The following is a 15,366-nucleotide window of genomic DNA, read 5'->3' on the forward strand; positions in this document are numbered from 1 at the left end:
GGCGGCGTCGGTGGGGACGGGGTCGTCGCACCAGTAGTCTTCGAGGTTTTCGTTGGTGGTCAAAGAGCGGATTTCAGCCTGATCAATGTACAGTTCGCCGCTCAAATGATCAGTTTCATGCTGGAAGATGCGCGCCGGCCAACCATGCAAACGTTCTTCATGCTGCTCACCGTTTTCATCCTGCCAACGAGCAACAATATCCAGCCAACGGCGGCGCACTGCCTGGTAGCCGTCAAAGCTCAAGCACCCCTCGAAGAAGCTACGCGTCTTCTCCCCCACCGGCTCATAGCTCGGATTAATAATCACATGGAACGGAAACTCAGCGATTTCACGCGGATCATCCTCATCATCACGCACGTGATCTTCCACCACGGCAAGCGCAAGGCCCAGCCCAATCTGCGTGGCGGCAAGCCCCACACCAGGTGCTTCAAGCATCGTCGTATGCATCGTGTCAATGAGCTTATCGAGCGTTTTGCGGCTCAACTGGCCGTTATACTGCACGGTCTGCTGCCGCAGTACCGGCTCGCCAGCCTGCACAATCGGCAGAATATGCTCTTTGCCGCCGGTTTTGATGAGTCGCTCGACCTCACGGTTAAGTTCGAGATCAACCTTCGCGTTCTTTCCAAACATTACGAGTCCTTACCAATCATTCAGGTCAGCCGAATTACCCGAGCCGCCAAGTCACATCTAACACCATCAAACACGAAAGTGTGCATAAACGGACCATTCGCATACCCCCTAACGGCGCTCAATAGCCCGGTTATGCACACTTTCGAAGTTCGCAGCCAGCCAACACCAGCCAACCCCAGCCAGCAACCAGCCAACTCCAGCCAACCCCAGCCCGCAAACCCAGCACCAGCCAGCGCTCAAAGCAGCTTACAGCGCCAACTCCTGCGCAACCACCTTAGCCAGTCGATCGCACACCTCGTCAGCCTGCTCCTGAGTCGCAGCCTCAGCCATCACGCGCACGAGCGGCTCAGTGCCAGACGGGCGCAGCAGCACGCGGCCAGTATCGCCAAGCAGCTTCTCTTCGCGCTCAACCGCCGCCTGCACTTTAGCGTTCGTCGTCGCAGCAGCCTTATCCACATTCGGCACGTTGACCAGCGTTTGCGGCAGCTGCGGGAAGTCAGCGGCGAGCTCCTTCAAGCTGCGACCGGAGCGCACGACCTCGTTGCACAGGGTGAGCGCGGTGAGCGTACCGTCACCGGTGGTGGCGAATTCGCGGTTGATCACGTGGCCGGACTGTTCGCCGCCGAGCACGTAGCCGCCGCGCAGCATTTCTTCCAGCACGTAGCGATCGCCGACCGCGGTTTGCACGGTCTTGATGCCCATGTCTTTCAGCGCGAGCTTCAAACCAAGGTTGCTCATCACGGTGACGACGAGCGTGTTGTCGGCGAGCTTGCCGGCTTCCTTCTTGGCGCGCGCGAGAATGCCCATGATCTGATCGCCGTTGACCATGTTGCCGTCTTCGTCTACAGCGAGGCAGCGGTCGGCGTCACCGTCGAACGCGACACCCATCACTGCGTCGGTGGCCTTCACCATGGCCTGCAGCTGCTCGGGGTGCGTGGAGCCGGCGTGCTTGTTGATGTTGTAGCCGTCCGGCGACGCGTTGATGACGATAACGTCTGCACCTGCGCGGCGCAGTGCTTCCGGAGCGACCACGGAAGTGGCACCGTTTGCACAGTCGGCGACGATTTTCAGTCCGCGCAACGGCTTCGGCTGCGTCTTGTCTGGATTCAGCGGCGCGATGGTGGAGACCAAGTGGTCAATGTACATGTTGGTGGCGGTTACGGAATCGTGGCTGATTCGGCCGACTCCAGCGCCCGTGGGGCGGTCCCAATCCTTGCCGAGTACAGCTTCGATCTCGTCTTCCTTGCCGTCGGGCAGCTTGAAGCCGCCGCGCGCGAAGAACTTGATACCGTTGTCAGGCATCGGGTTGTGCGATGCGGAGATGACCGCGCCCATTTCCACGTTGAGCACGCTCGTCAGGTATGCGATACCCGGGGTGGGGATGATGCCGGCGTCGATGACGTCGAAACCGCCGGCGCTCATGCCAGCGGAGAGGGCTGCGGCAAGGAAGTCGCCGGAAACGCGCGTATCGCGGCCGACCAGTGCGCGGCGGCGACCTTCAGGCTGATTGTCTTTGGTACCGGAATCGCCCAGCACGCGCACTGCGGCGTCGCCCAAATCCAACGCCAGTCGCGCGGTCAGATCCCTGTTTGCCAATCCTCGAACACCATCGGTTCCGAACATCCTAGGCATGATCGTTCATCCTCGCTATCTCGATTTTTCTGCCGCGTGAGTACGGCGGCACTGGGTACCATCGTACTCACCCGCGCGGCAAACCGCACCCCTTACACGCATCCACACGCATTCCACGCTTTGAACTGGCGTTCTTCAAACGATTTCACGATGGCCTGGCCGCGCGTAACACCGCATACAACATGCGTTAACCCTTAAAAACGTGCAATCTCAGCACCTTCTATACCCTTAAAAACGTGCAATTCTGTAGTATACTTAACCCTTAGAAACGTGCAATTTGAGCACCCTACAAACCCTCAAAAACGTGCAACCTAGGGAGTCAACATGTTCCAAAGAAAGGCATACAGCCACTTACAAGAATGGAAGCACGAAAGCAACGGTCACACCGCAATGCTCATCGAGGGAGCGCGTCGTGTTGGCAAGTCCACTACCGCTCTTGAATTTGCTCGCAATGAGTATGACTCTTACGTGCTTGTCGACTTCACTCGCGTTACCAGCGAGTTCAAGCAAACGTTTCTTGATATGCGCAACGACCTCGATGGTTTTTTCCTATACCTGAGCGCAACATTCGGCGTCAATCTCATTCGTCGAAAGACTCTTATTATTTTTGACGAGGTGCAGCTTTTCCCGCCCGCTCGCGAGTTCATCAAACATCTCGTAGCCGACGGTCGTTTTGATTACATTGAAACGGGTTCGCTTATTTCAATCAACGCTAACGTGAAAAACATTCTCATTCCCTCCGAAGAGGAATCCATGACTATGGGACCTATGGATTTCGAGGAGTTTTTGTGGGCAATGGGAGAAAACGCGCTCGCTACGATGATTCGACGTGCTTTTGACTCGAATACAGCATTACCAGATGCACTTCATCGAAAAGCCAGCCGCCTGTGGCGCGAATACATGTTGGTTGGCGGTATGCCGCAGGCTGTCGCCGCTTACGAATCATCTCGTGATATGGCGGCTGCGGATCGTGCTAAGCGTATGGTGCTCAAGCTATACCGGGAGGATATTGAAAAATACGGCGATCTAGCTGCTAAACGAATTCGTGCCGTATTTGACGCTATCCCTGGCCAATTGTCAAAACATGAGAAACGTTTGGTATACACGCAAGTTGAAAACGGTTCCAGATCGCGTGATTTCATGACAGCGTTCGCATGGCTACGCGAGGCAGCGACAGTCAATTTATGCGTGCTAGCCGAAGATCCCTCGCTGGGATTGGCACTTAGCGCCGATGAGTCTACTGTGAAATGCTACATGGCTGATACTGGGCTACTGTCCACTATGGCATTTTCAGCAAGTGGATCATCTACTATGCCTGACGTGTACCGTCAAGTGTTACTCGGCGCAGATGGTGTTAATGAAGGCATGTTAGCGGAGAATGCCGTTGCCCAGCAGCTCACAGCATCAGGGCATGACCTGTATTTTTATTCCAAGTCATCTGCTATCCGCGAAGAACGCATGGAAATCGACTTTCTTATTGTGCGCCCATATCCGGATGCTGCTATGAAACCGCGAATCAGCCCAATTGAAGTTAAATCCGGCAAACGATATTCAACTGTTTCACTCGACAAATTCAGTGTGAAGTTCTCAAGCCGAATTGGAACAGAATATGTTCTGCATCCTAAACCAGCTTCGAGCGAAGGAAACCGGCGCTTTTTACCGCTGTACATGTCACACTGCCTGTAAATTGATCTCCGCTAACGCGCTCTGAGCCCATGACACGAGGATTAGCCCACGGCGCAGAGATATTTTTGCAAAAACGGAATTCCAACGTTTTGCATCGCTGTCCATGAGTAAAGCCAAATAACTTGTGGGTGGCAGCGGGAACATTTCGTATACGAAACTACAAGAGTTGATCTACCCATTCACGTGCGAACCGCGCGGGCGGCGGCGTATGGCGTGCACGATGAGCATCACGGCAATGGCGAGTACGGCTGCGGCCACGCAAATCATCACAATTAGTGTTACGCGTAGTGGCTCTTCGTAGTCGGTGGTGTCGGGCGTCTTGGGGTTGGGGATGCGGTGGCCGCGCACGAGGAGGCGGTGTGTGTTGACGCCGTATGGGGTGCAGGTGATGACGGTTGCGTAGTCTTTGCCGTCTTCAATGTTGAGTTTGCTCAGGTCGCTGGGGAGCACGACGCTGATTTGGTCGACTTGGTACGTGTAGGTTTCGCCGAGTACGTGGAAGGCGAATGTGTCGCCTTTGACGAGCGTGTCAAGTCCGGTGAGGAGTTTGGCGCTGGGGAGTCCTGTGTGCCCGGAGATGGCTGCGTGCGTGGTTTTTCCGCCGACGGGCAAGGATGTGCCTTCGAGGTGTCCGATGGCGATTTGTAGCACGCCTTCGTCGGTGCCGTGGTAGATGGGCAGCTGCACTTTGAGCTTTGGAATCGACACGTAGCCCATGATGCCGGTGCCGGATACGTCGAGAATGGACTCGTACTGTTTTTTCTGCTCTTCGGTTGGGCGCCACCGGTCGGCTTGGCTGGTGAGTTGCGCGTTGTATTCGCGGGCGGCTTTGAGCATGGCTTTGCGTTGCTCGCCGGAGAGGTCTTTGGTTTTTTCCACGTAGGTGGCAACTGCGCGCGACTGGTGCATACGATTCCACCAGTCTGAGACGGTGGGGTATGCGATAAGACCGAGCCCCGCGACCAGTACGATCGCAAAAAACGCGGAGATAATACGCGAAATAATGTCCATAACAGACGCCGGCTTCTTTGCCGGTGCTTGTTTGGACGACTTTTGTGACGATGACGACGTTGGCGATTGCGCTGATGATTCGCCTTGTGACGCGGAGCGTGCGCTACCGCTGGGCGTATCGGAGGATTCGCCATCGCCAGACTCATCAAACAGTTCATTCAACTGCTCAACATCATCATCCATGACGCAACCTCCTTACGTAATCACAAGCACGGGTGCGGCTAGCCTTGGCCCCCTCGGCTGAGGGGGCTCCCGGCGAAGCCGGGTGGGGGAGCGTCTGCGACAAAGGACTCGCTTCGCGAGCTATGCTGGCTCGCTGTCGCTCGCCCCTCGCCTAGAAACAGCCCACTGGGCTGTTTCTTTTACGGCTCGGCCTAGCCGAGGGGGCTTAGATTAGGTGCACCTTAAACTAGGGGATAATTCCTAGGGTTATAAGCCTAAACCCTACTCCTCACTCCCCTGCTGTGCGTCCTTCCTATGCTTGCGGCGTACTGCACCGAGTAGCACCAAGCCCACACCTGCAATGCCCACAGCGGAGGCGGACAAGGTGGTTACGTTTGCACCGGTTTTCTTCAATTCTTCCGGCGGCTTGTTTGGCGGGGTTTCAGTTGGTGGGGTTTCTGGAGGCGTGTTCGGCGGAGTTTCCGGTGGCGTGTACGTGTTCGTGATAATGAACTCCACGCCTTCAGGGTCGGTCAGCGTAGTGTACCCGTCCGGCACGCTTACCTCAGTGACGCTCCACTCGTGGTCTTCAGCCAAGCCGGTCCACGTGTGCTTCCAATTGTTGGCTTCATTGAGCTCAACCGTGTCGTACGTTTCGCCATCGCGCAGCAACGCCACAGTGATCTTCGTCGGGCGCTTCTTTGCGGAATCGTTGTCATCGTTCCACACCTTGCGCACAGTACGCTCCACGGTTTTCTCTTCCGGAGGCGAAGGCGGTGTTGGCGGCGTAGTGCAGTCGGTCTTCGGGTTGAGCGTGAGATTCATGGTTAGCTTGCCGTCGTCTGCTTTGACGGGCAGGAAGGCGAGCGTGGATGACGTCTTACAGCTGAGGTCGCCGACTTTGACCGGATCGATAACAACCAAGTAAAGGCCGCGAGGCAGCTCAGAGAATACTGCCGTTCCGTCAGCTTTGGTGGTTAACGATTGATCAGGGTCAAGGCTCTTGGAGGCAATATAGTTAGTAAGCGTTACCGCCGTCTGACGGTATGCGTCAGAGTCTTTGCCAATCAGATCCCAGCTGACTGAAGCATCATCATACTGTTCGAGCCCAGTAAACCCCTTGGAGTCGCTCGTCCAGTCAGCTACATGATAGAGTTTCGCGTTCGCGCCAGAGATAGCAGTACCGTTATCCACATAGTTGACGGTGATGCTACCGGTTTCTTGCAGTGGATCCGCGTTCGCAACCGGCGTGAGCGGTGCGACCAGGAACGCTGCAATGGTGACAAACAGCGCGCAGATCGCCGCAAGGAGACATTGCGCCCGGCGTGCTGTAAACGCGTTCACGCCAGTGGCCCCGCGGCCCTTATTTGCGTATTTCATATGACTTCCTTGATGTGATCTGGATAGGTGATTTGGATAAAAATATTGAAGTTCTTCACAGGCAATACGTAATTCTCATCACTCATTGCCTGCCTCTTCTTGCTTTACAGAACTATCAGCATTAGTTTGCTGAGGAGTGTGTTCAGGCTCCGGCGCTGTCAACACTTTTACAAGAACTGACCAGAGATCTTTAAGTTGTGTAAACGTCATAAACCCGAGAAACGATGACCCAATAAAAGAAGCTAGGCCAAAATTGCCCGGGAAGTTCATAACCATCACTGCAAGACATACAAGAACGGGATACAGAATCATGCTGTGAATATCAATGGTGACGTTTCTCTTTATTGAACTTCTGATCACACAATAGTCAGCAATATATATAAGCGCTTGAATAAAACAGAACAAGCCTAAGCCTTTGAACTGTTCTTTATTGTTACTATTTGGGGCATCAATAAAGAGAAAGGCTCCAAAGATAACAAACGGTACTATAAACACAATAAAAAGTATGCGTGCAGTTTGAGCAATATCTTTCTCGAAAAGAAATGGAATCGCACAGGTGACAGATAGCACAAGGCCTATTGGCGTGAAAAAACTGTCTCCTGGAATATTCCACGAGAACGCTTGATTTAACGCATAAAAAATGACAATCGCAAAGCCCACACATGAAACCACAATCGCTGTGGGAAACCACGATAGCGGATCACGATGGCGAGCATGCGGTTGATTCGGACTCGTCTCATTCGGCGATTGTTGAGTAACCATTGCACACCACCTTTCATCGTGTTGGGTAATGAAGTGACGGAGAGACGAGGTAGGGAAGGAGAGAGAACCTGCTCTCGCCTCATCCGGACTTCTGATGTTGTTCAGATCCCCTTACAAAGAGGGAGAATTTGATTTATGTGGGCAAACCTATCCTCAGCCCCCTCGGTGGAGGGGCCTAGATAGGCCACACCCACATTATGAAGTTATAGGGGGTGACTGTGGGACTCGGACAACGGACGAATCCCACAGTCACGAGTTATTAGTGACGAGCGGTACGACGACGCAGGCCGAACCACAGGCCAGCCGCAGCCACGCACACGACGCCGGCGATGTAGAGGATCACAGTACCCATACCACCAGTGGACGGGAGCTGGGAACCAGGGACGTTCTCGATGTCAGCGGAGATGATACCCGAATTGGTATCGCCCTTAGCACCAGTCAGACCGGTAATATCGATCTTCCTCAGCTTCGGATCCTGGCTGTTCGTATCGTGAGTAGCAGTGATAGTGAAGATAATATCCTTCATCTTGTTGAAGCCTTCAGGAGTCACCGACTCCTCGAGCTTGTACACGCCATCGTCCACGGCCTTGAAGTTGGAAATGTACTTTGTAACCTTCTTCGTCTGACCAGTATTCGAATCCGTCTCTTCGACTTTGGTCGCCTCGGTTTTGACTTCGGTACCGCTATCCCACGTGTAGGTCTTGTTGCCATCCTGACCGGTCTCGACCTTGGTAGCCTTGTACAGCTTGAATGTTGCACCCTCAAGCGGCACGAGAGTCTTATCCTCGCCCATGGTGACCTTGTTGATGTCGAGCTGGTAGGTGAAGACGATGACCTTGTCTTCAGGGGTCTTACCAGTCTTGCCATCGCCACCCTGGTTCGGGTTGTTAGAGTACGTCAGGTCAACCTTGTTCGGGTTACCACCAGCACCAATCACAGCCTTGTCTTTATCCAGAACCGCGGTGTACTCGACCACGAACTTCGTGTCCTTGGTCACCGAGATCGCCGTACCATCTTCCTTTGTGATCTTCTTGACATCGGTGAAGTTGACCGTCAGAACATGACCATTCTCGTAAGTACCAGTGGTACCGGCAGCGACATCAGCGTAAGTCAGCGTGTAACCCTTAGCAAACTCATCCGTGTCATTCTCGGTGCTGGCAACTGCCTTAACTTCAGCCTTGTTAGCGGCAGCAACAGTAGAAAGCTCCTTTGAAGAGTCGAAGTTCTTGTCGTTCACCGCGTACACGTGAAGCTCATACTTTGCAGCTTGGCCATCTGCAGCCGTGTTCTTCAAGCTGAGGGCCTTGGACATGGTATCAGTGAACTTGTAGGTGTAGGTCTCGTAATCGGCAAGGTTGCTTGGCATGGTGCCGTACAGACGGTAGCTGATGTCATCGTTACCATCGTGATCAGCGGAATCCTGCCAGTTGTTAGTGGTCTGATCCGTGTCAGTGGAATCGTTAGCGTCCTTGACCTTCTTCTCGACGGACGGCACATCACCCTTCGGGGAGACCTTCACATTCTGAACAACCTGGAGAATGTAACGAGTGGTGAAGCCGTTCTCCTTATCGTCCTGAGAGTTGGCCTTATCCTTCACGAGGTAGTAGCCAGCAGCCAGACCAGTAATGTCAGCGTAGGTGTAGTACTTGGTAGCCGGAGTCGTAGAGTTGTCCGTCTTCTCTGCACCAGTGGAAACCTGGTTATTAGCCTTATCGCCAGTCAGCGTCTCCGTGTACGCGCTAGCAACTTCAGCGAATGCCTTGGCAAAATCATTGTCCGTACCAGTGTTGTTATCGGAGAGAATCTTCGCGACCTGAGCAGCCGTGGTCACCACATAATTGCCATCCTTCTGCTCAGCGAACGGGTTGGTCTTCGGATCCTGCTCCGTAGCACCAGCCTTGACCTTGAACGCCGCTTCCGTGCTCGTCTGCAGAGCGGTCAGAATCGCATCACCATCAACGTCGGCACCCCAAACGATATCCGACAAGGTAGTCGTCGTGGTCGGCTTATCACCAGTGGTCGTCTTGGTGCTCAACTTGCCGGAGAACACCTGATACGCTTCAAACGTGTGCTGAGCAGACGTCTTGATCGGATTACCGTCAGCATCCTTGAACTCGATCTTATAGGTGGTAGTCGGAGCCGGATCCCCATCGGCAGCCATCGCGGCGGTGCTGGTGGCTAGGCCGGTGAAGAGCATCGCCACGGCGGCGACGAGACCCAGGAGGGCCTTTGCTAGCTTCTTCATAATCATTCCTTTCGGATTTCTCTTTTTTGATTCAGTTATGTTGGTAAACAAAGGATGTGGTTGCGAGGCTCGAGGTGGTTGCGGTCAGAGTGGTGACGCTCCCTCAGTCTCGCTTCGCTCGACAGCTCCCTCCACCGAGGGAGCTACGTCGCTTTGCGCGTGTTATGAGTATTAGGGGTCTCCTCCCCTCTTTTTGGGGATGATCACTGCTGCTTGCACCTCCTTGCCGTAATGGCCACGCCGGCCAGAGCGATCAATGTCACAACTAATCCCCACTTCACCAGCACGTCCGCGCCCATACCGCCCGTAGCGGGCAGTTCGATTTGACGAATGGTGTTAGTGAACGAAGTACCGGTGTTCGTTACATCTGTATTGGTGTTTGTGCCCGCATCGGTCTTGGTTTGAGTGATCTTGGTGGTCACTTCCAAACCTTGCAGGGCACTGTTCACCTTCTTGTGCTTGACAGTGATTTCGACCTTGTACTCGGCCTTAGAGTATTCCACGGAAGCGGTATCCGTTCCCGTAACCTCGGTGACCTTGTACACATAAGTTTGCGCATACGTGCCATCAGCCCCGGGCTGTGTTGCAAGTGCGCCTTCGTGGAATTGGATTTTGCCAAAGTTTGCGGTTACGTTGTTCAGCGCGCCGCCGGTCGCATCCGCATCCGGGGCGATGCTGATCGAGCAGTCGGTCAGCGAGTTGCACCCGTTCGGCACGGGGATCGTACCGGGCTGACTGTCATCCCACTTCGTGATCTTGAATGTGAACGGAGTATACGTACCGTCGCTGTTCTTCGGCCATGAGCCGCCGGTCACCGTCTTCTTGACCGGCACCTCCACATCTACGGGGGTGGACGTGTTCGGCAGATCGGTCAGTGTGGCGTTCGAGCCGCTGGCCGTAATGGTCGAACCAGTCTGGCTGACGGTGATCGTATACACCGTGGCCGTCTTCTCGTAGCCTGCAGGCGCCTTCGTTTCGATCAGCGTATACGTACCGAACGCGAGGCCCTTGACTTTGAACTGGCCGGCCTCGGTATTCGTATCATCCAGCTTCGTTCCATCGCAACCGTCGATCGCGGCGGACGTTCCGTTCACGTTGTCCGCGACGCAATACGTGTCGGTCTTGGGCGAAGGTCCGGTGATCTTCCACTGCGACCCGGGCAGCTTCGCGTTGTGCACGTTGTCGACCTTGGACCATGCGACTTCGGTCGGCTTATCGACGATCGCAGCAGTGCCGTCAGTCAGGATGCTCGGCTTCTTGCCGTCGGCCCATGCAACCTTGCCGTTTGCGACGGTGAACTCGTATGTGGTTTCGTTGAGCTCGTACCCGTCAGGGGCAGTCTTCTCTTTCAGCGTGTACGTGCCGTCGGTCAGATCGTTGATCTGGAACACGCCAACCTTGCCGTTGATATCGCAACGGTATTCCTTGTCGATGCCGCATTCCGCGAGAGCACGGCCGTCGGCGGTCACCGACCCAAGCTGGGCTTCAGTATCCGATGTGTCCGTATCCGCAGCGGGCTGGGCCACGAGTTCGGTCTCGTCTACCGACTCGTATTCAGCAATCTGATCCGCGGATTGCGCGGAAGCCGTTTCCGCGGCATACGTGCAATCTGGCGCGGTCTCAGAATACTTGTTATCCGCGCGATACTCATCAACCACGATGATGGTGCGGTCGTTGAACAGCACGTCCTTGCCGGTGCCGCCCGGCCACCAGTTCGCGCTGCTGGACGTGTTGTTAGCGTCGTGCAGGTCGAACCCGTAGTTTCCGCTCAGGCGAGGCACCTCGGCGTACAGGTAGTCGCTGTTGCAGCTGGCCTCCAAGTGCACGAACTTCCACGTGCCCGCGGCGGAACCCTGCTGACCGTAGTACAGCCACGCGTCACCCCAGTTGGCCACGATCGACTTCTTGATGTAGACGAGCGTGTTCTGGTCATCGGTGACGCGCACCATCACGGTTGCGGTCTTGTTGCCCGCCTTTGCGGTGATGGTCACGGTGCCAGTGTCCACGCCGGTGACGATGCCTGATGCCGCGTTCACGGTCGCGATCTTCGTGTCGGACGACGACCACACCGCCTTCACGGTGGACGGGTCGACCACGGCGGTCAGGGTCAGCGTGCCACCGGTCTTCATGTTGAGCGTGTCGTCGGCCTTGACTGTGGCGCCGGTCGAATCGTGGATCTCAATGGAGCTCACTGCGGGCGACTTGACGGTGACGATCACCTGCGCGCACACGGTGACGTCAGAAACCGCGCACGCCTTGATCGTGGCGGAACCTGCTTGAAGCGCCATCACACCGCCGGAAGCGTTCACGTCGGCTACTGTGGGCACACTGGAGATCCACGTCACTGCTTGACTGGCACCGGACGGGGTGACCTTGGCGGTCAGACCAATCGTATCGCCGGCCTGCATCGTGAGCGAATTGACCGTAGCGTCACCCTTGTACACGGTCACACCGGTGACGGTGTATGTGTTGTCCTGAACAGTCCACGACTGGTCCGTATCGGCGCCGCTGGCCTTCTTGGTCAACGTCCATTCGGAACCGGAAAGTCCCTTCGAGACCGTGTCGGTCGACGTGTCCCCTTCGGCGACCTTGGCCCACTGGATGCTCGCGCCGGAAACCTTGTTGGTGATCTTGCCGTCGGTGACGGTCACACTGTCATCTGTGACGCCGGACACCTTGTTGACCGTGTCGCCCTTGCTGTTGGTGGTGACCGTATAGATCTTGCCGCTCAGTTCATAACCGGTCGGGGCCTTCAGCTCCTTGATGTAATAGGTGGCGTTCGGGTTGAGGCTGCCGACCTTGATGACGCCCTCATTCGGGTCGGAATCGTTGTTGCCGTTATCCACGACGAGCAACAGCTGGTTCGTGCCATTGGTCGCGTCGTCCGCACTGGGGTACACGCCCCACGTGGAGCCCTTGAGATGAGTGTCGGGATTGGCGGAATCGACCTTCTGCCAGCCGATCGCCGAGCATTCGGAACTGGCGGAACCTGACCACGGCAGGTTATGACGCTCCTGATCCATGTCGATGATCGAAGTGGAACCGGTAAGCACGCCCTCCGCGTTCGCGCCGAAAATGACCGTCGTACCCTGAGAGTTCTTCACGAGCGCGCTGGCCGGATTGTACATGGAGAGGTCGCCGCCGACCCACACGCGGCCGTTCGTGGTCACATGCGATTCGAAGCTGCCGTTCGGTACCATGATGCTGCCCAGCATCGCTGCCGCCGGATCATCGGTAGAGCTGATGTCGGTCGGCTTCTCGTTGTTGCCGCCCCAGATGCCGCTGCCGTTCACGTTCTGTGACACCCACGTGCCATGATTCGCCACGCCACCGCGGATCGTGACCTGCTTGGCGTTGTAGAAGTTCCACATGATGCTCTGCGAGGCATGAGAGTATGCGTTCTTTACGGTGGTAGTTTCTTGGGTGCGGTAGCCGTTGGAGATCTCCGTGCCGTTCCACCAGAAACGCCAACCATTGGTGAAATCGACCGTGTCGCTGCTCCTGGAGGCGTCCACGTTCACGACCACGGAACTGGCCGCGTTGATGTCGGTGAACTTGAAGGAGACGCCCGTGTAGTCGGTGCCCGCCGTGCTCAGATCGGCGGCATTGATGGTGAAGTACTGGGTGCCCTTGTCGTTCTTGTCGCCCTTGAACTCGATGATCTTCTCGGTGCCGCTGTTCGCGGTGAACTCATAGCTGCGGGACGCCTGACCCGAATCCCAGTTGTACTTATAACGCTTGTAATTCGCCAACGACTCCAAGCCGGTAGTGGTGACAGTGACCTTGTCCGACTTGGAGTTCGCCAGTACGGTGGACGTGGACTTCACGGAATCAGTGAGGTACTTGGTCATGTCGATGCCGTTGACCGTGTTCAACGCGTTCGCATCGGAATTCCAATGGACCTGACCGGTCTTGGTGGAATCGTAGTGGTACACACTCTTGTTGCGGTATGCGTCCGGGTTGACGGTGCCGCCCTCCACATCGCTTTCGGCACCAGCAATATAGGCATGGAACGACTTCGGGCTCGTACCGGCGACATCGCTGATACCCGCGCCCTGACGCTTACCCGAGAAATCGTTCTCCCACGTCTTGGCATGGACGTTCGCATTGCCGTCAACCTGCGAATACGTGCTGCTCTTGCCGTTCACAGCGAGCACGGACTGGCCGTTTGCGGGATTGAACTTGCCACCGAACTGGGCGTTGCCGATGGTGAAGAAGCCCTTCAACGGGTGGAGCAGGAAGTTGCCGTTGACATAGGTCAGGCCTTCCATCTCGGCCGCATACGAACCGGTTGGGCCCGTGCCGTTGTCGTTCGTGATCTGATTGGTGTCGGCCGGCTTCTGGCCGATGTACATGTCGCCACCAACATACGTGGCCACGCCGGTGTCATCACCGTTGACATCCGAATCGGTATCGCCAAGCTGAATGTTCCTCGGAGTACAGATACCAGCCGTGTCTACAGCAGCTAGATTGGGATCATTAGCTGAATTTGCACCATACGCCGCATAGGGGGCGGTGATGGCGCCGGTTAGGGCGGTGCCGAGCATCATGGAGATGGCGAGGAGGCCGGCTGCTGCGGACCGAATAGGGGTAGTACCCCCGTCAGTGCGTTTACGCGTGTACCGTATGCTCATCGTCTCTCCCTTACGATGTGGCAATCGTCCGCATATCACGCTGCGGATCGACGGCCTACCTTGTACGCATTCCTCATATCCCACTGAAGAACACGTTTTGGCGGCGTTGCCGCGTGTGGTGCGGTTCGTTTCGCCTGCCCGCTAGCAGACTAGTGCTAGTGGTGACGGGTCGCACGGTATGTCTCACGTCTTGCTTGCCTACGCCTGCTGTTGGCTTGTGCCTGTTGGGCTGTTGCCTTTGAGGCGGGGCTTTCTGTAAGACTTGAGCGGTGCTACCGTCTCTTGTTGTACTACCTTCTGTGCTGATGCGTCATCTTCGACGGTCTCGCGTGGCGCATCAAATGCGCGAAACCTCTTTTTCTCTCTCGCACAGACGCAAACGTTCTCAGCTGCTTTTGACAGCAAAGAGCGCCACAAAGTGGCCGATCGCTTGCATGAGCCACTTTGCTTTGTGCGTCTTTTTGGTTGACGTGTTTGATTGTACCCTATAACTTGCCAACGTTGTCATTGCGTGTTGCAGGTGTGTCGAATAATGGACATCGGTGGGTTGGGGTGTTTAGTGGCGGCTAAATGGGGGTGCTTGCCTTACAGTGCCCGCCGGCGCAAAAGCGGTAAATATGAGCCCAAATGAGGTTGATGCAGTATGCGTGGTGGGGTGCAACGTTGATGGAATGGTGCTCAACTACAGCTCGTGGTTGCTTAGTGTTTTTGGCTTAAAATCAAGGCAGCGGTGGTTTTTGTTCGAATAACTTGGTGACTGAACGTATGTATCTTGACAACGTTTCGAGACTGCTGCAGGTGGTATAGCGTTAAACCATATGCGTGATCACCAAGCGTCTTCACGTGATCTCAAAGTTCGGCTATCGCCGTGATGACAAGGTTTTCTTATCGCTGCTACAACATCACCATTTCACAAACGTTTGCATGCATATGACCACATAGAGAACACACCAAACGAACATGCAATATGTTCGACCAACCCCAAAAAAACAGGGCACGAAGGTGCTTGATCAACGCCTTGGTGGCTAATTGGTGAGTTTTTTGCACGCGATTGGTGCTATGGAAGCTAATTGGCGAGTATTGCTATTGCATGTGGTTGCCATAACCCAACGCTGCAAAAGTTGAGCACCACCAGCGCATGTTTCACATAGGCGTGGTCATTTTTCAACGCACTTGCAATAGAATCGCGCTATCGCGCGATGCAGTGTTGTTGGCGGCACTTGC

8 protein-coding genes are annotated in these 15,366 nt (G+C 55.4%); 1 reads left to right on the forward strand and 7 read right to left on the reverse strand.

The features are described from left to right. Positions 1-630: peptide deformylase (locus tag D2E25_RS10220; protein WP_164514812.1), on the reverse strand; the 630-nt coding region annotated here is incomplete at its 3' end. Positions 631-876: 246 nt separating this feature from the next. After that, entirely contained in the window at positions 877-2,262 is a 1,386-nt protein-coding gene (gene glmM, locus D2E25_RS10225; RefSeq protein WP_125982507.1) for a phosphoglucosamine mutase, read from the reverse strand. Between the two features lie 324 nt (positions 2,263-2,586). Here glmM and D2E25_RS10230 point away from each other — a divergent pair, with 324 nt between their 5' ends. Further along, a complete protein-coding gene (locus D2E25_RS10230; RefSeq protein WP_125982509.1) occupies positions 2,587-3,948 on the forward strand; it encodes an ATP-binding protein in 1,362 nt (453 codons plus the stop codon). Between the two features lie 171 nt (positions 3,949-4,119). Here D2E25_RS10230 and D2E25_RS10235 read toward each other — a convergent pair whose 3' ends face one another. The 5 genes from D2E25_RS10235 to D2E25_RS10255 all read right to left on the reverse strand — a co-directional run bounded on the left by D2E25_RS10235 (position 4,120) and on the right by D2E25_RS10255 (position 14,142). Next, positions 4,120-5,142 (reverse strand): class C sortase, encoded by a 1,023-nt coding sequence (locus D2E25_RS10235; protein ID WP_125982511.1) that lies wholly within the window; start codon positions 5,140-5,142, stop codon positions 4,120-4,122. Positions 5,143-5,403: 261 nt separating this feature from the next. Then, positions 5,404-6,501 (reverse strand): Cna B-type domain-containing protein, encoded by a 1,098-nt coding sequence (locus D2E25_RS10240; protein WP_125982513.1) that lies wholly within the window; start codon positions 6,499-6,501, stop codon positions 5,404-5,406. Between the two features lie 78 nt (positions 6,502-6,579). Beyond that, on the reverse strand, positions 6,580-7,263 hold the full coding sequence (locus D2E25_RS10245; protein WP_125982515.1) for a hypothetical protein: 684 nt from the start codon (positions 7,261-7,263) through the stop codon (positions 6,580-6,582). A 259-nt stretch (positions 7,264-7,522) separates the two neighbouring features. Next, positions 7,523-9,508 (reverse strand): LPXTG cell wall anchor domain-containing protein, encoded by a 1,986-nt coding sequence (locus D2E25_RS10250; protein WP_164514813.1) that lies wholly within the window; start codon positions 9,506-9,508, stop codon positions 7,523-7,525. A 203-nt stretch (positions 9,509-9,711) separates the two neighbouring features. Continuing rightward, a complete protein-coding gene (locus D2E25_RS10255) occupies positions 9,712-14,142 on the reverse strand; it encodes a SpaA isopeptide-forming pilin-related protein (RefSeq protein WP_125982517.1) in 4,431 nt (1,476 codons plus the stop codon). Positions 14,143-15,366: the final 1,224 nt, after the last annotated feature.

This window comes from Bifidobacterium goeldii, from assembly GCF_003951095.1.
GTDB lineage: Bacteria > Actinomycetota > Actinomycetes > Actinomycetales > Bifidobacteriaceae > Bifidobacterium > Bifidobacterium goeldii.